The sequence below is a fragment of the Segnochrobactrum spirostomi genome, from assembly GCF_009600605.1.
Classification (GTDB): domain Bacteria; phylum Pseudomonadota; class Alphaproteobacteria; order Rhizobiales; family Segnochrobactraceae; genus Segnochrobactrum; species Segnochrobactrum spirostomi.
This window is the reverse complement of the sequence record NZ_VWNA01000001.1, coordinates 3,786,587-3,808,551: the sequence shown is the minus strand read 5'-3', so window position 1 is coordinate 3,808,551 and position 21,965 is coordinate 3,786,587. Positions and strand designations below refer to the sequence as shown.

Sequence of the window (21,965 nt, the reverse complement as noted above, 5' to 3'; positions counted from 1 at the left end):
CCGCGGAGAAGCCTCGAAAGCGAAGCCTCAGGCGGCGCGGCGCGGGGCTTCGTGGGAGACGAGATCGGCGGTGCCGCGGTCGGCGGCGTCGACCAGGAGACGGCCGGCGCGGGTCGCGAGGAAGGCGGCGAGATCGGCGTCCTCCTGGCGGACGAAGCCCTTCTGCGGCAGCTTGCCGGCGAGGAAGAGCTCGACCATCGCGACGCAGCCGGCGGCCGTGGTGAGCTGGATCGCGCTCATGTCAGGCGTGCCGAGATAACGCAGCACGTGGCTCACCTCTTCGAGCCGGCCCTCGCGCTCGCCGATGCCGGTGACGAACACGATCACGATGTCCTTGCGGGTGAACGGCGCGGCGCGGCCCATGATGGCGCGCATGGTGTCACGGTCGGTGCCGAGGCCGAGATCTTCGAGCAGCAGCTTCATGATCGCGGCGTGGCCGGGATAACGCAGCGTCTTGTAGCTCATCTCCTGCACGGCGCCGTCGAAGGTCTCGGTCAGCGTGCCGAGGCCGCCGGAGGTGTTGAACGCCTCGTAGGCGACGCCGTCGATCATCACGTGCTCGAGGCCCTCGAGGGGCGCGACGTGGATCTTGCGGCCGCCGACGACGGTCTCGCACGGGTTGCAATATTCGTTGATGAGTCCGTCCACCGACCAGGTGACGTTGTAGCCGAGCGCGTTGGTCGGATAGAGCGGCAGCGCGCCGACGCGCATCTTGACCGAGCGTACGGTGTCGAAGCGGCGCATCATGTCGGCGCCGAGGATGCAGATGAAGCCCGGCGCGAGGCCGCACTGCGGCGCGAAGGCCGACGACGAGCGGGCGGCGAGATCGCGGATGAAGCGGGTCGTCTCGACGTCCTCGGTGAGGTCGAAATAATGGGTCCCGGTCGCCGCCGCGGCTTCGGCGATGCCCTTGTTGAGGAAATAGGGGCAGGCCGAGACGACGATGTCGCGATCGGCGAGCAGGGCCTTCAGCGCGGCCTGATCGGCGACGTCGACGACCTGGGTCGCGACCGCGGCGCCGGCGGATGCGAGCGTCGCCGCCGAGGCATCGGCCAGCACAACCTCGTGGCCGCCCTCGCGCAGCATGCGCGCAATGATGCGACCGATCTGACCCGCGCCGAGAACGGCGATACGTTTCGCGACCATCTGAAACCCCTCGTGGCTGAAGCGTTGATGCCCTGCCCTCTCCGCGAGGGCGCGTGGGCTCAGACTCGCCGAAACGAGGCGCGCGAAAAATCAGCGAAGCGCATCGATGTGCGGGTTTTTATGATCGATAGAACGTATATTATGCGCACTTCGACGATATTTGCGTCAGTTTGACGAAAGGCAGAATGGGCTTTTAGTCTCGGCCGAGGGTAGGGAGGGCACGCAATGAAGTGGATGTGGACATGGGGTGGCGAGTCGTTCGGCTATCGCATCGACGATGATTTGTGGACTTACCAAGGCGCCTACGTCGGTCGCTTTCGTGGTGACGAGATATACGGCCAGGACGGGCGCTACTTAGGCGAGTTGAGAGGCGACGACAGGCTAATCCATTGCACGAGCAAGGAGAACTGGCTGAGCACGCAGTCTCCTTCTCCCGGTCGACGCGGGTCGTACGCGCGATATGCTAGTTACGCAGGATACGCTATGCTAGCTGGGTTTACTGACTTTCCAAAAGCAGATCAGTTTAAGTAGCGATCAGGGTCCCGCTCTCGAACGAACATTAAGTACTCAGCGCTCGAACTTCCGCGCGAGCAGGATCGACGACATGGTGCGGCGGACCCCGTCGATGGCCGCGATCCAGTCGAGGGTTTCGTCGAGGCGGCGGGCGGTCGCAGCGCGGACGTTGATCATCAGATCGAACTGCCCGCTCATCGAATGGCAGGACACGATTTCCGGGCTCGTCCTCAACTCCGCGACGACGGCCGGCTGTTTGCGCACGTCGAGTTCGACGAGGACGATGGCGGTCAAGTCGGTCGGGCTCTCGGCCGCATCGCCGAGCACGATCGTGTAGCCCTTGATGATGCCGTCCCGTTCGAGACGGGTGAGACGCGCCTGGGCGGTGGCGCGGGAGACGCCGAGCTTGGCGGCGATCTCGGCGACGGGCATACGCCCGTTCGCCGTCAGAAGGCCGATCAGGGCCCGATCCTTGTCGTCGTCGATCGGGCGCCCCATCGGCCCTCGCCTCGCGGGATGGAGCCGGAGGGACGAGCCCTCCGGATCAGTCTGAAGACGCGCCGATCAGTCCGGCGCGCGATCGGTCGAAGGCTTCTCCCAGAGATTGAGATGACCTTCCTGGGCATATTGATCGATTTCGGCGAGTTCCTCAGCGGAAATCGAGAGGTTTTCCAGCGCGGCGACGTTCTCCGCCACCTGCTCCGGCGAGCTCGCGCCGATGAGGGCCGAGGTGACGCGCGGGTCGCGCAGCACCCAGACGAGGGCGAGCTGGGCGAGGGTCTGGCCGCGCCGCTGGGCGATCTCGTTGAGGGCGCGGACGCGGGCGAGGTTTTCCTCGCTCAGATGCGACTGGAACAGCGAATCGCCGCCCGGATTGGTGATGCGGGCGCCGGCCGGGATGCCCTTCAGATACTTGCCCGTCAGCACGCCCTGGGCGAGCGGGGTGAAGGCGATCACCCCCGTGCCGAGCGCCTCGGTGGCGTCGAGCAGCTCTTCCTCGATCCAGCGATTGAGCATGTTGTAGGACGGCTGGTGGATGAGGAGCGGCACCTTCCAGCTTTCGAGGAGGGCCGCCATCTCGCGCGTCTTCGCCGCCGAATAGGACGAGATGCCGACATAGAGCGCCTTGCCCTGCTGGACCGCCGTGGCGAGCGCCGAGGCCGTCTCCTCGAGCGGCGTGTGCGGGTCGAAGCGGTGCGAATAGAAGATGTCGACATAGTCGACGCCCATCCGCTTCAGGCTCTGGTCGAGGCTCGCCAGCACATATTTGCGCGAACCGCCGCCCTGGCCGTAGGGGCCCGGCCACATGTCCCAGCCGGCCTTCGAGGAGATGATGAGCTCGTCGCGGTAGGCCGCGAAGTCTTCCTTGAGGAGGCGGCCGAAATTGGTCTCGGCGCTGCCGTAGGGCGGGCCGTAATTGTTGGCGAGGTCGAAGTGGGTGATGCCGAGATCGAACGCCTTGCGCAGGATGGCGCGCTGGCGGTCGATGGGCGTGGTGTCGCCGAAATTATGCCACAGGCCGAGGGAGAGCGCGGGCAGCACCAGCCCGCTGCGTCCGACCTTGCGGAAGACCGCCTTCTCATAGCGATCGGCGGCGGCGAGATAGGTCATGGTCGATCCTCGTGATGGAAGGCGGACGGGACCCGTCCAGGTCGTGGGTGAGAAGACTAGTGATCCGATAGGCTGAGCCGATATAGGACGCGCGCGCCCGGCTGACCAGCCGGACACGTTCAGGAAAGCGGCTCGGTTCAGAGGGTTCCGTCGGCGCGGATCAGCGGCGCGGCCGGGGCGGCGTCGGGCGCGGGATCGGCGGCCTGGACGGGTTCCGCGACCTTGCCCTTGGCGTGGGGCGGCAGGCTCGGCGCGGTGCCGCGCGGATATTTGAGGCCCGGCCGCGGCTGCGGCACGAGCTTCGGGTCGGCCCGTTCTCCGAGCAGGATGCGCTTCGCGTCGGTGGGGCTATCGAGAAGCTTCGGCGGCGGCGGCAGGTCACCCGGCTGATCGGAGATCCATGGCCGATAGAGCGCGATCGCGTCCCCCGCCTTGGCGATCTCGGCGCGGTCGTGGACGAACTTCACCGCCTTCGCCGGCACGTCATATTGGCCGTTGTGGCGGCGCAGCCAAGCGCGGTCGAAGGGACGGTTCTCGAGCGGGCCGTTCGCGGAATAGGTCCACGACAGCGGCGCACCGTCCAGCGAGGCGAAGGTTTCGCGGACGGGCGCGGCATAGAGATAGATCTTCGGCTGGGCGAAGCGCAGCGTCGGCACGAACACCCACGCCTCGGGAACCGCGGGCTTCTGACGGGTCGGGAAGCCCCAGGCGGGGCCGGCGCGGTCGGGCGCGAGCGCCGCCCAGCCGACCGAATCGTCCCCCGAGCGCCAGGAAACCCAGGCGGGCGACCATTCGTTGCCCGGCACCCAGAACCAGCCCCAGCTCGGCTCGTAGCCCCAGCGTCCATAATGGTAGGTGGCCCAGCCGAACGGCTCGTCGGACGCCCACAGCCAGCCGAACCCGTCCGTCCAGCGCCACTGGCCGACCGTATAGGGACGCCATTCCGGGGAGACCTTGGCCGGAATGAAGACCGGCCCGTAATTCGGGTGGCGCACCCAGGCGCCGTAGGGCGTGAGCGCGCCGTAGAACAGATCGATCGAGCCCGGCGCCTGCGCCGACGCGCTGTCGAGCACGTCGAACGGCCGCTCGCCCGCGCCGGAGAACGGCAGCGCCGCCGCGCCGAGCACGGCGACCACGAGCCCGATCCGAACGAGGGAGCGCGGCAGCCGCGACGACAGCCCCGCGAGCGCGGCACCGGCCTTGAGCCGGAACGGACGCCGGGGACTCGGCGAAAGCATGGGCGGCGGTCTCCTACGGGGCGCGCTCTGACGATCCGATCGACTGCGTACGATGCCCGCCGCGGCCTGAACCGAGAGTGAACGAAGAACGCCGCCCGCGGTTCGCGCTTACGCAGCGGATCGCCAAGAAAGCGCAAGCGGAGAACCGCGCAGGCCCGCCGGATTCGCGCTAAAGTTGCTACGGCGAACATCCCCGGGAGGGTCGTCTCAATGCGTCAGGTCAGCGTTACGGCGGCGCGCTCGCACCTTCATGCCTTGATCGCAGCAGCGGCGGGCGGTGAGGAGATCGTCATCACCCGCCGCGGAAGGCCGATCGTTCGGCTGGTTCGCGCAGGTCGATTCAAAGTGGGGATAATGGGGGACAGCCTGGGCGATATCCCCGATTTCCGCGAGCCCCTCTCGGAAGAGGAGCTCGCGCTTTGGGAGGGTGGGTCTGACGGAGCCGGCGACGGCCCCATCCCTCACCCCGCCGCCTGAATCCGGGCGTCGCCGGGGCGCAGGGTGGCGACGGCGTTGCGGATGATCGCCATGCCGACTTCGCCGCCGAGCGTCATGATCGATTCCGGGTGGAACTGCACCGCGGCGATCGGCTCGGAGACGTGCTCGATCGCCATCACCACGCCGTCCGCCGTCTCCGCCGTGACCTTGAGCTCGGCCGGGAGCACCGCCCGGTCGGCGATCAGCGAGTGATAGCGCCCGACCGCGAAGCTCGCCGGCAGGCCGGCGAACAGGCGGCCCGGCTCGCTGACGGTGATCTCCGACGGCTTGCCGTGCATCGGCAAGGCGAGCTGATCGAGCCGGCCGCCGAAGGCCTCGACGAGCGCCTGGAGCCCGAGGCAGACGCCGAAGATCGGCAGGCCGCGCCGCCGCGCCTCGGCGATCGTCTCGGCGCAGTGGAAATCCGCCGGCCGGCCGGGGCCGGGCGACAGCACCACGAGATCGGGCGCAAGCCGGTCGAACGCCGCCGGCGCGACGGGGGTGCGCAGCGTCGTCACCTCGGCGCCGGTGCGGCGCAGATAATCGGCGAGGGTGTGGACGAAGGAATCCTCGTGATCGACGAGGAGGACCCGGCGATGGCTCGCGGCGACGCCCGCGGCCGCCGCCGCGGCGGGCTTCGGCGGCTGTCCCGCTTCGCGGATCGCGGTGAGCATGGCGGAGGCCTTGAGCTCGGTCTCGCGCTCCTCCTCCTCCGGCACGGAATCGAACAGGATGGTGGCGCCGGCGCGAACCTGGGCGACACCGTCCTTGATGCGCACCGTGCGCAGGGTCAGGCCGGTGTTGAGGTCGCCGTTGAAGTGCACGATGCCGACCGCCCCGCCGTACCAGGCGCGCGGGCTCTTCTCGTGGTTCTCGATGAAGCGCATCGCCCACTTCTTCGGGGCGCCGGTCACCGTCACCGCCCAGGCGTGGGACAGGAAGGCGTCGAGCGCGTCCATCCCGTCGCGCAGCAGACCCTCGATGTGGTCCACCGTGTGGATCAGGCGCGAATACATCTCGATCTGGCGCCGCCCGAGCACGCGCACCGAGCCGGGCTCGCAGACGCGGGCCTTGTCGTTGCGGTCGACGTCCGAGCACATCGTCAGCTCGGCCTCGTCCTTCTTCGAGTTGAGGAGCTTGCGGATCTGCGCCTCGTCCTCGATGGCATCGCGGCCGCGAGCGATGGTCCCCGAGATCGGGCAGGTCTCGACGCGGCGCCCACCGGTGACGCGCACGAACATCTCGGGAGAGGCGCCGACGAGCCATTCGTCGGCGCCGAGGTTCATGAAGAAGCCGTAGGGCGCCGGATTGATCGCCGCGAGCTTGCGGCTGACGGCGGACGGTGGGGCCGCGCAGCGCTCGGTGAAGGTCTGCCCGGGCACCACCTCGAACAGGTCGCCGCGGCGGAAATAATCGTGGGCCTTGGCGACGGTGCGGGCATATTCGCCGGGCTCGTGGTCGCCGCGGCCGACGACACGGTCGGCCGCCTTGAAGGGCCGCACCGCGCCGTCCCGCGGCAGGCCGTCGGTCGAGACGCCGTCGACCTCGAAATCATAGGAAAACACGGTCGCCCGGCGGGCATAATGATCGACGATCAGGATCTCGTCGGGGAGGAACAGGACGAGGTCGCGCTGGTCGTCGGGACGCGCGAGCTTCAGTTCGATCGGCTCGAACTGGAAGGCGAGATCGTAGCCGAACGCACCGGCGAGGCCGAGATGGGGATCCTCGTCGGAGCGGAACAGGGCGACCAGCGCCCGCACGACCGAGAACACGGACGGCTGCCGGCTGCGCTCCTCCTCGGGAAACTCGCCCGCGGCCTCGGCCACGACCGCGGTGAAGCCGTCGGCAATGTCTTCCAGGTGCGCGATCTCGGGCAGCGCCGCGAGGGTGCGGCGGATCGCCGGCAGCAGCACCTGGCCGCGGGCGTTGAGCGCGGCGACGCGCACCGAACGCCCCTTCGCCTCGACGACGAGCGGCGGATTGACGAAGGCGATGTCCCACCGGGTGTAGCGGCCGGGAAATTCGTAGCTCGACGAGAACACCGCCCCGCGCTCGACGTCGAGCCGGTCGACCCAGCGGCCGATGGCATCGCGATGATCGATCTCGCGGGCGCGCCGGGTCACGGCGATGCGCCCCTCGGTGCGATAGATCAGGTCCCCGGCTCCGGCCATCTGTCGGTCTCCCACGGGGCGCGCGCTCCATGCCGCTGCCGCCGCTGCTGCCTCGTTGAACCCCGAAGGGACGGCGCCCTCCGGCCTCCACCGCCCGGGATCCGGGGGCCAGAAACGAAAGAGGCCGCCCGGTTTCCCTGGGCGGCCCTCTTTTCGATCGCACGTCGGTTTCGACACGCGCCCGCGACGGCCGCCTCAAGAGGCGCGCCACCACCAGCCAGCGTTGATCGAGCGAACGGTCGTCATGGCCCTTCTTGTAGGGGCAAAGCCGGCCGGATGGCAAGGGCGCAGACACGGGCGGCGGCGTGCAGCACCGGCGGCGGTGGAACACGCGCATGTGCAGCGCGTTCGCGCCGCGACGGCCCTCAGGGGAGTGGACCGCCGGGCGGCCCCAACCTATGTCTCGACCGCATCCTGAACGCCGCGATCCGCCCGCTTCCGAGGAGACCTGCCGATGCCCCATCCCGCCCTGTCCCCTTCGCACGTCGCCGTCGTCACCGGGGCGGCCTCCGGCATCGGGCTCGCGGCGGCGAAGCGCTTTTCGGCCCTCGGCCTCAAGGTGGTCCTCGCCGACATCGGCGGCGACCGTCTCGAGGCGGCCGCGGACGCCGTCGCCGCCGCAGCGGCCGGCGGCAAGGCCGACGTGCTCGCGGTCGCGACCGACGTGTCGCGGCGCGACGAGGTCGAGCGGCTGCGCGATGCGGCGCTCGAGAGCTACGGTGCGGTCCACGTTCTGATGAACAATGCCGGCATCCAGCCCGGCAGCTCGATCTTCGACGCGGACGGCACCTTCGAGCGCATCCTCGCGGTCAATCTCTGGGGCGTGATCCACGGCACCCAAGTCTTCGTTCCCGGCATGATCGCCTCCGGCGCGCCGGGCCTCGTCATCAACACCGGGTCGAAGCAGGGCATCACGACGCCGCCGGGAGACCCGGCCTACAACGTGTCGAAGGCCGGCGTGAAGGCGTTCACCGAGGCTCTCCAGCACGAATTGCGCAACACCGCCGGCGCCGCCGTCTCCGCCCACCTCCTCATCCCCGGCTTCGTCTTCACCGCGCTCACCGCCCGCGGCCGCCTCGAAAAGCCGGACGGCGCCTGGACGCCGGAGGAGACGGTCGATTTCATGATCGCGCGGATCGAGGACGGCGACTTCTACATCCTCTGCCCCGACAACGAAGTCTGCCGCGGCCTCGACGAGCGGCGCATCCTGTGGGCCGCCGGCGACATCGTGGAGAACCGCCCGCCTTTGTCGCGCTGGCATCCCGATCATGCGGAGGCGTTCAAGGCTTTTCTCGCGAAGGGCTGAGATCACGCTCGAAGATCGCGGCGGACACGGCCCCTTCGCCCTCCCCTGGCAGGGGTGTGCATCCTGCTCAGCACATAATCTAATGATATATTAGGGGTAAATCCCCCGCCACATATGCATGACCGCATCGACGATCGGCATTAGCCTCTTATTCGTTCCATCATCCAGTTTAATCCAAACCTCTGAAGGCTCAGCGAAATGGCCGTCTCCAAAAGACGCATTAAACAGGCCCTCATGAGGCGTTGCATTAACTTGCTCGGACTGCTTTATGCAATAGGGCTTACGGGTAAGCGTCATATGCTTGGCCGCATTTGAGACGTCACGTACGAGCGCGAAGTCTGAACATTTCAACTCAAGGTCACGTTGCTTGCATCCGGTTTCCGACGTCCAATAGTCTGCCAGATGGTGGAGTACAATTGAGGCCAGAAACCCGCGCCGAACGTCATCTGGGCACTGACGAAACTCCTCGACTGTCTCGCAAACTACCAGTTTGAAGAAATCTCTTGCCGTTTTCATAGATCGCTCCCATTTACAATTGAGCGCGTTCTCGGTGAGAGGTCGCGCTGAACCTGCCGCAGGTCAACAAAGCACAGCCTCACCTCGGATGGTGGAGCGAGTGGGGATGATGACGACGGCACAATAAGTGGCAGCATGAAAGGAAGAAGCCCATGGCCAAGCAGCAACTCGAGATCGTGGCGCCGACCGAGGCCCACCGCGCGGCCTGGGACGTGCTCTACCGGGATTATGCCCACTTCTATGAGGTCGAGCAGACCGACGAGATGCGCGAGCGCGTCTGGACCTGGCTGAACGATCCGACCCACGAGGTGAAGGGCCTCGTCGCGATCGACGGCTCCGGCCACGTCGTCGGCCTCGCCCATTATCGCTCCTATGCCCGCCCCCTCGCCGCCTCGGTCGGGGGGTTCCTCGACGACCTCTTCGTGGCGCCGGCCGCCCGCGGCTCCGGCGCGGCGGCGGGCCTGATCGACGCCGTGGTGCAGATCGGCCGCACGCGCGGCTGGACGGTGCTGCGCTGGATCACCGCCGAGGACAATTATCGCGCCCGTGGCCTCTATGACCGGGTGGCGACGCGGACCAAGTGGGTCACCTACGACATCCGAATCTGAGGGGGTCCGAACCGTGCGGGTGTCGCCAAGGCCGGGTCGCACCGTCGGCGTCGCCAAGTCACGCTCGCGCTCCCCTGAATCACGCTCGCGCTCGCCGGAACCGACCGACCCGAAGAACGTTCCTGCCGGGAAGCCGAGGCCGCCAGGGGGCCGTCCGGCGCGGAGACGATCGTGGGATTCGAACTGAGCGGCATTCTGGGCCTTCTGGTCCTGATCCTCGACATCTATGCGATCGTTCAGATCCTGCGGGCCCGAGCATCGACGGCAGCGAAGGCGATCTGGGTGATCGTCATCCTCTTCCTTCCGCTGCTCGGGCTCCTCGCGTGGCTCCTCGCCGGCCCCGCGTCCCCGCGAACCGTGCGGCTCTGACGCCCACCCCGTCCGGATTCTACGAGACCGCGACCCGATCGTCCTTCGAAGCGCCGCCGCCGGCGGCGCTTCCGTCGTGAGCAGGAGCCCCGCATGGCGGAGACGCTGCATATCAAGCACACCACGCGCTATTCTTACGCTGCGCCGGTGACCCTGGGATCGCATCGCCTGATGGTGCGTCCCCGCGACAGCCACGATCTTCGCCTCATCGAGGCGACGCTCGCGTTGTCGCCGCCCGGCTCGGTGCGCTGGTTCCACGACGTGTTCGGCAATTCGATTGCCGTCGTGGAGTTCTCGGGCCCGGCGACCGAGCTCGTGATCGAAAGCGACCTCGTGATCGACCGCTATACGCGGGAGGCGATCGAGGGTGACCTCGATCCGGCGGCGGCCCACTACCCGTTCGTCTACAGCGCCGACGACCGCGCCGATCTCGGCCGCCTGCTGGAACGCCATTATCCGGATCCGAAGGGCCGGGTCGAAGCCTGGGCTCGCGGCTTCCTCACCGATGGCGCCGCCGACACTCTCGCTCTCCTCGACGCGATGAACCGAACGATCAAGGCCGACTTCGCCTATCAGGCGCGCGACATCGAAGGCACGCAGACGCCGCTCGAGACGCTCGATCTCGGGTCCGGTTCCTGCCGGGATTTCGCACTGCTGATGATGGAAGGGCTGCGCTGCCTCGGCATCGCGACCCGCTTCGTGTCCGGCTATCTGTATGATCCAGCCCTCGATGGGGCGGCGGCGGACGGCACGGTGGGCGCGGGCGCGACCCATGCCTGGGTCGACGTCTATCTGCCCGGTGCGGGATGGGTCGAGTACGACCCGACCAACGGCCTGATCGGAAGCGCCAACCTTCTCCGGGTTGCCGTCGCCCGCGATCCGGCGCAGGCCGTGCCGATCGCAGGCAGCTTCCAGGGGCGCCCCGGGGATTTCCTCGGCATGCAGGTCGAGGTCCACGTCAATCGCGCGCAGAACGCCCCGGGGGATGCACCCAGTGCGGCCATCGAGCCCACCGCCACAGCGACCGATCAAAATTCCGCCGCGACCGCGCCGCAGACGTTAATCCCTGTCGCATCGACAGAATCCGCCGCCAGCCTCGCGAAATCGCCACAGGCCGCCGCTTAGCCGGCGCAGAGGCGGCGAAATTTTGTCCGCGACCGTTCGATGCACCCGATTGCCGTCGGCGTACAATTGAGGCAGAGGGTAGAGCGTCGCCGGGGGCGCTCGGAGCCTGAGCGGCGCGACAAGGAGAGGTGGCCGGATGACGGCTGGGCGTTTGCCGCTGACGGTCGCGGCGTTGGGTATCGTGTTCGGGGATATCGGCACGAGCCCGCTCTATGCGTTCCGCGAAGCGGCGCGCGCGGCCCCCGTCGGCGGAGAACTCGCCATTCTGGGCGTCCTCTCGCTGATCATCTGGGCGATCATCCTCTCCGTCAGCGTGAAATATGTGAGCCTCGTGCTCCGCTGCGACAACGACGGCGAAGGCGGCATCCTGGCGCTGGCGACCCTGCTCGACCTCCAGCACTTCACCCCGGGCACCCGCGGCTTCCTGCTCTTCATCGCCCTCCTCGGCGCGGCGATGCTGTTCGGCGACGGTGTCATCACGCCGGCGATCTCGGTCTTGAGCGCGGTCGAAGGCCTTCAATATGTGGCGCCGGCCTTCGGGCGGTGGGAGGTGCCGATCACCATCGTGATCCTCATCTTCGTCTATCTGAGCCAGCGCGCCGGCACCCACCGGATCGGCGTCTTGTTCGGGCCGATCATGCTCGTCTGGTTCGTCACCATCGGCGTGCTCGGGCTCATCCACGCCCTGCACTACCCGGTGGTCTTTACCGCGTTCAATCCGCTCCACGGCGTGCGGCTCTTGATGGCCGCCCCGTTCAGCGCCCTCGCCATCCTCTCGGCGGTGTTCCTCGCGATCACCGGCGGCGAGGCGCTCTATGCCGATCTCGGCCAGTTCGGCCGCAAGGTGATCGCCCGCGCCTGGTACTACGTGGCGCTGCCGGGCCTTCTCCTCAATTATTTCGGCCAGGGCGCCCTCATCCTCGCCCACCCCGAAGCCCTGCAGAACCCGTTCTATCTGCTTGCGCCGAACTTCCTGCGCCTGCCGATGCTGATCCTCGCGACCGCCGCGACCGTGATCGCCTCCCAGGCCGTCATCACCGGCGTGTTCAGCCTGACCAAGCAGGCGATCGAAACCAACTTCATGCCGCCCTTGAGCGTGACGCACACGGCGGAGAGCAACGAGAGCCACGTCTATATCGGCACGATCAACGTGATCCTGGCGGTGCTCTCGATCGCCACCGTGATCGCCTTCCAGAGCTCGGACGCCCTCTCCCACGCCTACGGCATCGCCGTTTCGACCGCGATGATCACGACGACGGTGCTCTATGTCTCCGCCCAGGTGCGGATGCGGCGCTGGCCGAAATATGTCACCTACGTCGCTGGCGCCTGCCTGCTCCTCATCGACCTCGCCTTCTTCCTGCCGAATCTCGAGAAGCTCGACACCGGCGGCGAGCTGCCGCTCTCGCTGGCGGGCGCGGCGCTGCTCGTCATGGTCGCCTGGCGCGTCGGCACGCGGCGCATGGGCATCATCCTCAACGAGCGCGGCCGCATCGAGCTCAATGCCGTGCAGCATGCCGACCGCGCCGTCGGCGCCTCGATCCACCGCTGCGCCGTCGTGCTGTCGCGCACCAGCACCCATGCCCCGATCGCGCTCGGCCGCCTGCACGAACTCCTCGGCATCAATTTCGACCGCATGATCCTGGTCAACGTGAAGGTCGCCGGCCGTCCGCGCGTCGGCCCCGAGGATCGCCTCAAGGTCGAGGTGCTAAGCAGCCGCCTCACCCGCATCGAACTCGCGGTCGGCTACATGCAGTCCGTCAACCTGCCGGCTCTGCTCGCCCCGGGCCTGCGCGAGGTCTCGGTCGATCCGAACACCGTGATCTACGTCGTGGGCCATGAGCGGCCGCTGCCGCCGCGCCGCGTGCGCTCGCTGCGCGACCTTCTGAGCTACGTCTTCGTGCTTCTGGTGCGCAACGCGGCCCGTGCCGCCGACCGCTTCAACCTGCCGTCGAAGCGCACCCTCGAAGTCGGCTATCCCCTGAGCCTCGACGTGCCCTTGAAGCCCTCGGCCGTCAAAGAGGCAGTGCGGGCGATGACGCCGAAATAATCCCCCTCATCCGGCCGACGAAACGCCGAAGCCGCCCGGACCTCGACGGTCCGAGCGGCTCGGTCTGTTTCGGCAAATCCGGCCCGATCGATCGCGCCGGCAATCAGTCCTTGGCGCGGTATTCCGCGGGGATCGTGAAGACCTCGTCGGCCCGCGCATAGCCACCGTCCTTGACCTCCTCGATCAGGACCATGGTGTGCGGCCGGGCGGCTTCCGAGAAATATTCGACGAGCATCGCCGTCGTACGGTGGACGATCTCTGCCTTCTGGGCGCGGCTCAGCGCGGCTTCGGGCACCTTGAAATTGACGAAGGGCATCGCTCTTCTCCGGATAGATTGCTTCTGGGATGTCGGCGTGCAGGGGCGCCGGTGCAATTCGGGCACTTCAGGCCTCAGATCACGCCGCCGTTGGCGCGGATCACCTGTCCGCTGACCCAGCCGCCATCCGGGCCGGCCAGGAAGGCGACGACGTTCGCGATGTCCTCCGGCGTGCCGAGGCGGCCGAACGGATTGAGCTTGGCGATCGCCGCCACCTGCTCGTCCGACTTCCCCGAGAGGAAGAGGTCCGTCGCGACGGGGCCCGGCGCGACGGCGCTCACGCTGATCTCGCGAGGTCCGAGCTCCTTGGCGAGCACGTGGGTCATCGCCTCCACCGCAGCCTTCGTCGCGGCGTAGAGTCCGTAGGTCGGCTGATAGAGACCGACCACACTCGACGAAAAGCTGATGATGCGCCCGCCATCGCGCAGGCGCCGTGCCGCCTCGCGCATGCCGCGAAACACGCCGCCGATGTTGGTGGCGACCTGGCGCTCGAACAGCGCATCGTCCGTGGCGACGATCGGCGCGAGCGCCATGATGCCGGCATTGTTGACGAGAATGTCGACGCCGCCGAAGGCCTCGCTCGCCGCGTCGAACAGACCGCCTGCTCCCGCCGGATCGGCGATATCGGCCCTGACCGCGACGGCGCGGCCCCCGGCCGCTTCGATCTCTTGCACGACGGCGACAGCCGCCGCTTCGCTGCTCGCATAATTGACGACGACGGCCGCGCCGTCCCGGGCGAGGCGTCGCGCGATGGCGGCTCCGATTCCCTTCGAGGCACCGGTGACGACGGCGACCCGGCCCGCAAGGGGCGCGTCGGCCGCCGGAAACGCTGAGGATGCGGTGGTCATGGGATGTCTCCTGTTCTGTTCGAATGGAACATAGACAGCCATCTTCATTCGGATAATCTCTCCACTTCTGGAAACACTATCCGGCCGGTACGAATAATCCCATGGACCATCTCGACAGCCTGCGCCTCTTCACGCGGGTCGTGGAGCGCGGCAGCTTCAGCGTGGCCGCCGCAGATCTCGGCATTCCGCGATCGACGGCCACCGACGCGATCCGTCAGCTCGAGCAGCGCCTGCGCGCACGCTTGCTCGACCGCACGACGCGTCACGTCGCACCAACCCAGGACGGTCGGGATTTCTATGAGCGATGCGTGGCGATCCTCGCCGACATCGAGGACGCCGAAAGCACGTTGCGCGATGCCGAGCCCCACGGGCTCCTCAGGATAGACGCGCCCGGGCTTCTCACGCGGACTTATCTCCTGCCGGCGCTGCCCGCCTTTCTCGATCGCTATCCCCGCATCGACGTGCATTTCGGGCAGAGCGACAGGCTGGTCGACCTCGTGCGCGAAGGGGTCGATTGCGCCATCCGCGTCGGCGAACTCGCCGATAGCGGTCTCGTCCAGCGCCGGCTCGGGACATTGGCGGAGGTCACTGTCGCGAGCCCGGCTTATCTCGCCCGGCACGGCACCCCGCAGTCGGTGGACGATCTCGAAGGTCACCGGATGGTCGGCTTCCTCTCCTCGCGGACGGGGGAGGTTCTGCCGCTCGAGTTCTCGACGCCGAGCGGATTGCGCGAGGTTCTCCTGCCGTGTCGCGTCGCCGCCAACCATTCCGACACGACGGCCGATCTGGCGCGACTCGGTCTCGGCCTCGTTCAGGCGCCGCGCTACCGCTTCGCCCTCGAGCTCGCGTCCGGCACACTCGTCGAGGTACTGCCGGAATGTCCGCCGTCACCGACGGCGCTGTCCGCCCTGATCGCGCAGAACCGCCAGCTTTCGCCGCGGCTGCGCGTCTTTCTGGATTGGGTCGCCGCGCTCTTCCGAACCTGAGGCGCAAACTACAGGGCGAATGTCCGAGCCGTCGGCACGCTGGTCAGCGGCCGCTCGTCATCGATTGCAGCACGCCGTCGCGGCGTATGAAGCCGTGATACAGCGCACCGAGCACATGGAGGCCGACGAGGATCAGGAGGACGGTGCCGAGCAACTCATGCGCGTCGCCGGTGATCGAGCGCAGGAAGGTGCCGCGCTCCTGCGGGCCGACGAAAGCCGGCAGCGGCAAGCCGAACAGCGTCACCGACCGGCCGCGGGTGTCGGCCGCGATCCAGCCGAGGATCGGCATCCCGATCATGATCACGTAGAGCGCCGCCTCGTTGAGGCGCGCCGCGGCGACCTGCCAGCGGGGCATGTCGGCCGGCAACGCCGGCACGCCCTTCGCGACGCGGATGATCAGACGCGCCACGCCGGCGATCAGGATCACGACGCCGAGAGAATAATGAAGCTGCCAATAGGAGGCATACGCATCCCCACCGCCGTCCGGAATCGACCAGACGACACCGAACTGCACGGCGAACAGCAGGAACATCCCCCAGTGGAAGATGCGCTGCGTAATGGAGTAGGCATGGCCGGCCATGGACGGGGCTCCTCGAGGGACGAATGGCGAACGGAACGCAGCAGCAGTTTAGAACTAATTCAATTCACATGGGGTAGATTTGTGACGGCGCCTGCTCATAACATCGTCGCAGGACGCTCGGCGCTACGATCCCATGAGACGCGCCGGAGCGGGGCTTTATTCCGTCGTTCGCCTGTCGCGCAACAAACGCTATGAAGGCTCACGCAAGCGCCGCGGGGGCAACCCAAGGGGAACGGAATGGCACAGCACGACGATCACGATCATGACGGCCACGATCACGCCGGTCACGATCACGCCGGTCACGGCCATTCCCACGGACATTCCCATGGGCACGGCGGCCACTCCCATTCCCACGGCAGCACCAGCGAGACCCGCACGGCGATCGCCGCCCTGATCACCCTTGCCTTCATGGTCGTGGAGGTGATCGGCGGCATACTGTCCGGCTCCCTCGCCCTCATCGCCGACGCGGCACACATGGCGACCGACGCCGTGTCGCTCGCCCTCGCCTGGTGGGCGTTCCGCCAGATCCGACGCCCGGCGAGCGCGCGGATGAGCTTCGGCCACCACCGCATGCCGGTGCTCGTGGCGTTCGGCAACGCCGTGGCGCTGATCCTTCTGACCGCCTGGATCGCCGTCGAGGCGATCGAGCGGTTCCGCAATCCCGTCGAGATCCAGTGGGAGACGATGGGCGGGGTGGCCCTCGCCGGCCTTCTCGCGAACATCGCCGCCTTCCTCGTGCTCTCCACCGGCGACAAGAACCTCAACATCCGTGGCGCCCTCCTCCACGTCGCGAGCGACATGCTGGGCTCGGTCGCGGCGATCGCGGCGGCCTTGGTGATCTATTTCACCGGCTGGACGCCGATCGATCCGCTTCTGTCGCTCCTCGTCGGCTTCCTGCTCCTGCGTGCCACCCTGTCGCTGATGAGGGATTCCTCCCACATCCTGCTCCAAGGCGCCCCCGAGGGCCGCGAAGGTCCCGCGATCTCGGACGATCTCAAGACGGCGCTGCCGTCCGTCGCGGACGTGCACCACGTCCACACCTGGGCGCTGTCGGAAGAGCGGCTCCACGCGACCCTGCACGTGGTGCCTGCGACCGACGCGGACGGTTACGAAACCGTGCGCGCGGTGAAAGCACGCCTCAAGGAGACGTTCGGGATCACCCACACCACGGTCGAGATCGAGCGGGCCGGCGATTGCGCCGACGAGGCGAGCAGCACCGACGATTGCGGCGCCTCCCCGGCCGGCCCCGCCAAGGTGGCGGCGCATGCCGACCACGATCATCACCATGAGCACGAGCAAGACCATGCCGGGCATGGTCACGCCGCCGGCCACGCCCACGCCTGAGCGGGCGCCAGGGCCTCAGAGCCGGTGGAATTCCGCGCGGATGTGGTCGTAGAGCCGCCGATCCTCGGCGGTCAGCGCCTTGAGCTTTTCGATCGTTTCCGGCCGCGGCGGCGGCGCCGAGGCGCGTAGGCTTCCGACCTTCTCGCGACGCGGGGCGATGGCGAGCCCGGTCGCGGCGCCGAGGCGGGCGCGGAACGCGTCCATGTCGTCGAGCGCTGCGGCGAGAAAGACGTCGCGGTCGATGATCTTCCGCGCCGCCTCGAAGCTCGGCCGGCCGGCGACGTGCAGGCACTGAACGTTGAACGGTTCCGGATCGCCGCGTTCGGCGAGCCAGTCCACATAGTCATCGATGTTCGAGGTCAACAGGCGCGGCACGGTGCGACGCGCCTTCGGTCCGCTCGCATCGAGCACGGACCGGAAAAAGTAGAAGCTCGACACGAAGCGATCGATGGGATCACGGACCAGCGTCACATAAACCGGTCGGCGTCCGGTCTTCGGCTGGCGGCCGAGTTGGACATGGCCGGAAATGGCGCGCACGTTCGGCAGGCGTGCCGGATCGAAATCCTTCGGCACCAGCCAATGCCGCCCGGTGAGCGATCCTTTGATCTGACGGACCCCGAGGGTGAAGGTCGCTCCCACCGCATGATGGGCCCGCTCGCGCACCTTGCCCATCAGGTGCATGCGCAACGGCAGGTGGTATTCCGGCCCCACCGCCTCTTCGAGGCCGGCTGCGAGCGAGCTACCACCGGTTTTAGGCGAATGGACGAAGACGATGACGTCTTCGGACGGCGAAAAATCGAGCCGATCTAAAAGCATCGAGCGTGCAGACTCGTGGAAAACTATTGCGCTTCGTGGGGCCCCGACGTCGCAATCCTTACATCAATCGGCCAAAATGAGAATGAAATAAAAGGGTACAGAAACGTTTCCGCCCCGCCAAGGCCCAATTTGAGTAATGCCGAAGGGGGAATGCCGACCGAGGCCTTACTGGGATGCTTGGGCCGGCTCCTCGGAACCTTCTCCGATCGCCGCATGGGCCGCCTCGGACGCGATCATGGCCGCCTTCCACCGCGCGGCCGGATCGAGGGCGGCCGGCTTGGCCGCCGTCGAGACGGCAACGACCGCCGCCGGGCCCTTCGCAGCCCCTTTCCCCGCCGGACCCTTCACCGCCGCCATGCGTCCGCCCGGCGCTGCGGCGCGATCGAGGGGAGCCGGAGCGTGGGCATGGTTCAAGGTTCCGCCGCCCGCATCTTCGATGCGGCGGACGAGCCCTTCCCCGAGCATCGCGGCGATACAGGAATAGCCGAGATCGTTCATGTGGAACTGATCTTTGGAGAGCATGCCCTTGCGGACCGCCGCGGGCAGCGCGGCCCAGCGCTGCATCGCCTCGAAGCGGTGCAGCACAGGCACGTCGGTCTCCTCGCCGAGGCGCGAAACCTCGTCGACCACAGCCTCGTAGCGCTCCGAACCCTCGACCTTGGGAAAGAGCTGCGGATCCATCAGGACGACGTCGAGGCCACGGGCACGCAGCATCGCGACGCCCTCCTCGATCGTGGTCTCCATCGACGTGAGGCCGACGCCGCGCACCGCATCGTTGGTGCCGACCTGCCAGATCACCAAGTCGGGGGCATATTTATCGACCTCGTGGGGCAGGCGTGCGGCGGTGTTCGCGCTCACCTCGCCGCCGATACCGCGGTTGACGACCGTCACGGGAACATCGGGCAGGCGCGCCGCGAGATAGGCGGCGAGAAGCGCGGGATAGGTGTGCGCCGGGCTGCTCGCACCGACGCCGGCGGTGGATGACGAGCCGATGGCGAGAATCGTGATCGTTTCTCCCGACCGGGCCCGCGCCACGACGCGATCGAGCCGCCCGCCGAGGGCGAGCAGATCGTCGCTCGCCGGACAGGCGGCGTCGGGCGCCTGGTAGGCGGCGGTTGCCGCGCCCGCCGGCGGCACAGGCCAAGCCACGATCGCGAGCAGTGCGAACGCAAGCCCCCCCTTGAGGCACCACGCCCCACCCCGGGACAAGCGACGGAAGGAACCCGACCGGGTCGCGGCGCACTGGCGCGCAGACGTAACCATCCGATCGCCGAAGCGAGCCTCGGACATGCAGATCTCCACCATGTGATCCAGGTCTTTGCCGCGGCGCAGCAGAGGCGCTGACCGCGCCGCGCTCGAACCTGAGTGAGGTGAGCCCCTTAGGGCGTGGATAACACAGCGGATCGGGCCTCGCCAGCCGTCCCGAACACACCGCGTTCACGAATTGCAACGCAGCGACATCGAGGCGAAACGGCGCGTCGTCCGGGCATCCGGGCCCCTCGCCGCTGGCAGCTCGCGCGATACGAGGGGCGGCAGAGGGTCATCAACGGAAAATCATACTCAAATATATGCACCCAGGAGTACAGGATACCGCTGACACGCCCTGCCGCTCCCACAGCCGGCTTTGACCCTCGGAACGGCTTGGAGCATCTTCACGGCAACACCGCGGTTCGGCGACGGACCCCGCGCTTCGATCTTCAATAGCGGCCGCGAGCAGCGGCCGCCGGCCAACCCCCGGAGAGAGAACCATGTCGCTGCGTCTTGGAGACACCGTCCCCGACTTCACCGCCGAGACAACCGAGGGCCCGATCCGCTTCCATGAATGGCTGGGGTCGTCGTGGGGCGTGCTGTTCTCGCACCCGAAGGATTTCACCCCGGTCTGCACCACCGAACTCGGCTCCGTCGCCCGCCTGAAGCCGGAGTTCGACAAGCGCGACGTGAAGGTGATCGGCCTCTCCGTCGATCCGCTGACGAACCACGCGCAGTGGGCCGCCGACATCGAGGAAACCCAGGGCTCGGCTCTGAACTTCCCGCTGATCGCCGATTCCGACCGCGCGGTGGCGACGCTCTATGACATGATCCACCCGAACGCGAGCGAGACCGCCACGGTGCGCTCCGTCTTCGTCATCGGCCCGGACAAGAAGCTGAAGCTGTCGCTCACCTATCCGGCGAGCACCGGCCGCAACTTCGAGGAAATCCTCCGCATCATCGATTCGCTCCAGCTCACCGCGAAGCACTCGGTCGCGACCCCGGCGGACTGGAAGCAGGGCGAGGACGTCATCATCGTCCCCTCGGTTTCCGACGAGGCGGCGAAGGAGAAGTTCCCGGGCGGCTGGAAGACCCTGAAGCCCTACCTGCGCATCGTGCCGCAGCCCGGCAAGGGCGCCTGACGGCTCCCGGTGGGCTCGCGCCCTTCTCATCGATCGGCTTTCCAGGAAACGGCGCGCCATCGGGTGCGCCGTTTCGCATTATGCCCCGCCGCCGGGTCGTCGCGGAACGATTGACGATCCATCGTTCGGCGCGCGGATGGTGCGGGATGTCAGCGAGGCGTAGCATGGGACGATTGGTTCCCACGCGCCGAGGATGTCATGGCCGCCCAGCAATCCCGTCTCAGCCGATATGCCCCCTACATGCTGGGCATTCTGCGCTTCATCACCGGCCTGCTCTTCCTGGAGCACGGCTCCTCGAAGCTGTTCGGCTTTCCGCACAGCCCGATGTTCGACGGTCTTCAGATCGTGTCCGTGTTCGGCATCGGCGGCATCCTCGAGCTTTGCGGCGGCATCCTGATCCTGCTCGGCGCCTTCACCCGGATCGTCGCCTTCGTGCTCGCCGGCGAGATGGCCTTCGCCTACTGGATGTTCCACTTCCCGCAGAGCCCGTTCCCCGCGCTGAACCAGGGCGACGCGGCGATCCTGTTCTGCTTCATCTTCCTCTATCTCGTCTTCGCCGGCCCGGGCGCCTTCAGCCTCGACGGGCAGCGCAAGGCCTGAACGGGACCGGCCTCGCGCCTCACTGCCCCGCGCCGCCGGCCTTATAGGTCAGGTAGGCGATGATGTCCGAGATATCGCGATCGCTCAGGATGCTCTTCGGGAACGGGGGCATGCGGCGGCCCGGCCAGTCGCGGACGAGCGCCGGATCGCGGATCAGCTTCGCGAGCGCCGCCGGCTGAAAATATTGCGTCGCCGGCATCGGCAGCCCGAGATCGGGGCCGATGTTCGACGCGCCGGCGCCCGAGAGCTGGTGGCAGACGAAGCAATAGGAGACGAACAGGGTCTGGCCGTGGCGGATCGGATCCTTGGTCCCGATCTCCGGCCCGACGGCGAGCTGCGGCCAGCGCTGCACGGCGGGCGGCGCCTCGGTCAAGGACGCGATCTGATAGGGCCATTGCTGGCGAACGGCGTTGGGTCCGGTCCACACGATGACGAAGGGACCGGCGCTCGACGATTGGCCCGGCAGGTTGGGCCACGGGCTCGCCGGGGATTCGATCGCGAGATAGGCGATCGGCTTCGACCGCGAGACGTTGAGGACGCTGTCACCCGGCAGTTCGGCGACATAGCCGTCGAGGGCCTGAACCTGGAGCGTGTCGGCCGCCTTCATTCCGAGCGGGCCGATGACGGCGGCGAGCGGCACGACCGTGTAGGTCATCGATCCGGGATAGGAAAGGTCCTTGTCGATCGTGATGGTCGTCACGTCAGACCGGCTGAGCAGTTGCCCTGTCGTGTAGCTGACGGTCTGGCCGCCGACCGAGACCATGAGAATGGCGGCCGACGCGGCATTCAAGCCGGCCAGAATGAAAACGAGGCACGCCGCTGCGACGCACGAAATGTGCCGATTCACGTCCCGATTCCCCGATAGCCTCAGCCCTGGAAGGGAGGCGGAGGCGCGCCAACCGGGCCGCACCATGACGCATCTGTGTTGCGTTTGGACGAAGGCAGGGACAGCCGGCGA

The 21,965-nt window shown here is 67.5% G+C and carries 21 protein-coding genes; 10 read left to right on the top strand and 11 right to left on the bottom strand.

Translation table 11 applies throughout. From position 1 onward, the window contains the following. Positions 1-27: 27 nt before the first annotated feature. From F0357_RS17155 to F0357_RS17140, 4 genes are all read right to left on the bottom strand, one after another. The gene (locus F0357_RS17155) at positions 28-1,209 is read right to left on the bottom strand and encodes a saccharopine dehydrogenase C-terminal domain-containing protein (protein WP_281350402.1); all 1,182 of its coding nucleotides are present in this window, start codon (positions 1,207-1,209) and stop codon (positions 28-30) included. A 504-nt stretch (positions 1,210-1,713) separates the two neighbouring features. Then, complete coding sequence (locus tag F0357_RS17150; protein ID WP_153484882.1) at positions 1,714-2,157, bottom strand: Lrp/AsnC family transcriptional regulator; 444 nt, start codon at positions 2,155-2,157, stop codon at positions 1,714-1,716. Positions 2,158-2,223: 66 nt separating this feature from the next. Beyond that, a complete protein-coding gene (mgrA, locus tag F0357_RS17145) occupies positions 2,224-3,270 on the bottom strand; it encodes an L-glyceraldehyde 3-phosphate reductase (RefSeq protein ID WP_153484879.1) in 1,047 nt (348 codons plus the stop codon). A 137-nt stretch (positions 3,271-3,407) separates the two neighbouring features. Next, on the bottom strand, positions 3,408-4,508 hold the full coding sequence (locus F0357_RS17140; protein WP_153484869.1) for a DUF6600 domain-containing protein: 1,101 nt from the start codon (positions 4,506-4,508) through the stop codon (positions 3,408-3,410). 210 nt (positions 4,509-4,718) lie between these two features. Between F0357_RS17140 and F0357_RS17135 the strand changes: the two genes are divergently transcribed. Continuing rightward, entirely contained in the window at positions 4,719-4,985 is a 267-nt protein-coding gene (locus F0357_RS17135; protein WP_153484864.1) for a type II toxin-antitoxin system Phd/YefM family antitoxin, read from the top strand. Here the strand turns inward: F0357_RS17135 and F0357_RS17130 are convergent. After that, the gene (locus F0357_RS17130) at positions 4,970-7,156 is read right to left on the bottom strand and encodes an anthranilate synthase (protein WP_153484860.1); all 2,187 of its coding nucleotides are present in this window, start codon (positions 7,154-7,156) and stop codon (positions 4,970-4,972) included. The genes F0357_RS17135 and F0357_RS17130 overlap by 16 nt on opposite strands. Positions 7,157-7,610: 454 nt before the next feature. Between F0357_RS17130 and F0357_RS17125 the strand changes: the two genes are divergently transcribed. The 5 genes from F0357_RS17125 to F0357_RS17105 all read left to right on the top strand — a co-directional run bounded on the left by F0357_RS17125 (position 7,611) and on the right by F0357_RS17105 (position 13,127). Further along, positions 7,611-8,462 carry an SDR family NAD(P)-dependent oxidoreductase gene (locus F0357_RS17125; protein WP_153484850.1) on the top strand — a complete coding sequence of 284 codons (852 nt, stop codon included), beginning with the start codon at positions 7,611-7,613 and terminating at the stop codon, positions 8,460-8,462. Between the two features lie 668 nt (positions 8,463-9,130). Further along, positions 9,131-9,586, top strand: coding sequence for a GNAT family N-acetyltransferase (locus tag F0357_RS17120; protein WP_153484846.1), 456 nt, complete (start codon positions 9,131-9,133; stop codon positions 9,584-9,586). 171 nt (positions 9,587-9,757) lie between these two features. Then, positions 9,758-9,955: a PLDc N-terminal domain-containing protein gene (locus F0357_RS17115; RefSeq protein WP_312861640.1), complete on the top strand. Its 198-nt coding sequence runs from the start codon at positions 9,758-9,760 to the stop codon at positions 9,953-9,955. Positions 9,956-10,048: 93 nt separating this feature from the next. Then, complete coding sequence (locus F0357_RS17110) at positions 10,049-11,080, top strand: transglutaminase family protein (RefSeq protein WP_153484842.1); 1,032 nt, start codon at positions 10,049-10,051, stop codon at positions 11,078-11,080. 136 nt (positions 11,081-11,216) lie between these two features. After that, on the top strand, positions 11,217-13,127 hold the full coding sequence (locus tag F0357_RS17105) for a KUP/HAK/KT family potassium transporter (RefSeq protein ID WP_153484839.1): 1,911 nt from the start codon (positions 11,217-11,219) through the stop codon (positions 13,125-13,127). A gap of 103 nt (positions 13,128-13,230) precedes the next feature. On the opposite strand, the gene F0357_RS17100 is transcribed toward F0357_RS17105, so the two are convergent. Together F0357_RS17100 and F0357_RS17095 are read right to left on the bottom strand one after the other, a co-directional pair. Next, a complete protein-coding gene (locus F0357_RS17100; protein ID WP_153484836.1) occupies positions 13,231-13,443 on the bottom strand; it encodes a tautomerase family protein in 213 nt (70 codons plus the stop codon). A gap of 74 nt (positions 13,444-13,517) precedes the next feature. Further along, entirely contained in the window at positions 13,518-14,291 is a 774-nt protein-coding gene (locus F0357_RS17095; protein ID WP_153484833.1) for an SDR family oxidoreductase, read from the bottom strand. A gap of 101 nt (positions 14,292-14,392) precedes the next feature. Between F0357_RS17095 and F0357_RS17090 the strand changes: the two genes are divergently transcribed. Next, positions 14,393-15,277 carry a LysR family transcriptional regulator gene (locus tag F0357_RS17090; protein WP_153484830.1) on the top strand — a complete coding sequence of 295 codons (885 nt, stop codon included), beginning with the start codon at positions 14,393-14,395 and terminating at the stop codon, positions 15,275-15,277. A 43-nt stretch (positions 15,278-15,320) separates the two neighbouring features. On the opposite strand, the gene F0357_RS17085 is transcribed toward F0357_RS17090, so the two are convergent. Next, positions 15,321-15,857: a cytochrome b gene (locus F0357_RS17085; RefSeq protein ID WP_153484827.1), complete on the bottom strand. Its 537-nt coding sequence runs from the start codon at positions 15,855-15,857 to the stop codon at positions 15,321-15,323. A gap of 237 nt (positions 15,858-16,094) precedes the next feature. Here F0357_RS17085 and F0357_RS17080 point away from each other — a divergent pair, with 237 nt between their 5' ends. Continuing rightward, a complete protein-coding gene (locus F0357_RS17080; RefSeq protein ID WP_153484824.1) occupies positions 16,095-17,201 on the top strand; it encodes a cation diffusion facilitator family transporter in 1,107 nt (368 codons plus the stop codon). Positions 17,202-17,216: 15 nt separating this feature from the next. On the opposite strand, the gene F0357_RS17075 is transcribed toward F0357_RS17080, so the two are convergent. Beyond that, positions 17,217-18,017: a sulfotransferase family protein gene (locus tag F0357_RS17075; RefSeq protein WP_153484821.1), complete on the bottom strand. Its 801-nt coding sequence runs from the start codon at positions 18,015-18,017 to the stop codon at positions 17,217-17,219. 165 nt (positions 18,018-18,182) lie between these two features. Then, entirely contained in the window at positions 18,183-19,307 is a 1,125-nt protein-coding gene (locus tag F0357_RS17070; RefSeq protein WP_208948391.1) for an SGNH/GDSL hydrolase family protein, read from the bottom strand. A 458-nt stretch (positions 19,308-19,765) separates the two neighbouring features. On the opposite strand from F0357_RS17070, the gene F0357_RS17065 reads away from it, so the two are divergent. Both F0357_RS17065 and F0357_RS17060 read left to right on the top strand, forming a co-directional pair. Next, positions 19,766-20,407 carry a peroxiredoxin gene (locus tag F0357_RS17065; protein WP_153484813.1) on the top strand — a complete coding sequence of 214 codons (642 nt, stop codon included), beginning with the start codon at positions 19,766-19,768 and terminating at the stop codon, positions 20,405-20,407. A gap of 198 nt (positions 20,408-20,605) precedes the next feature. Further along, positions 20,606-21,007, top strand: coding sequence for a DoxX family protein (locus tag F0357_RS17060; RefSeq protein ID WP_153484810.1), 402 nt, complete (start codon positions 20,606-20,608; stop codon positions 21,005-21,007). A gap of 19 nt (positions 21,008-21,026) precedes the next feature. On the opposite strand, the gene F0357_RS17055 is transcribed toward F0357_RS17060, so the two are convergent. Then, complete coding sequence (locus F0357_RS17055; protein WP_208948390.1) at positions 21,027-21,854, bottom strand: c-type cytochrome; 828 nt, start codon at positions 21,852-21,854, stop codon at positions 21,027-21,029. Between the last annotated feature and the right edge of the window lie 111 nt (positions 21,855-21,965).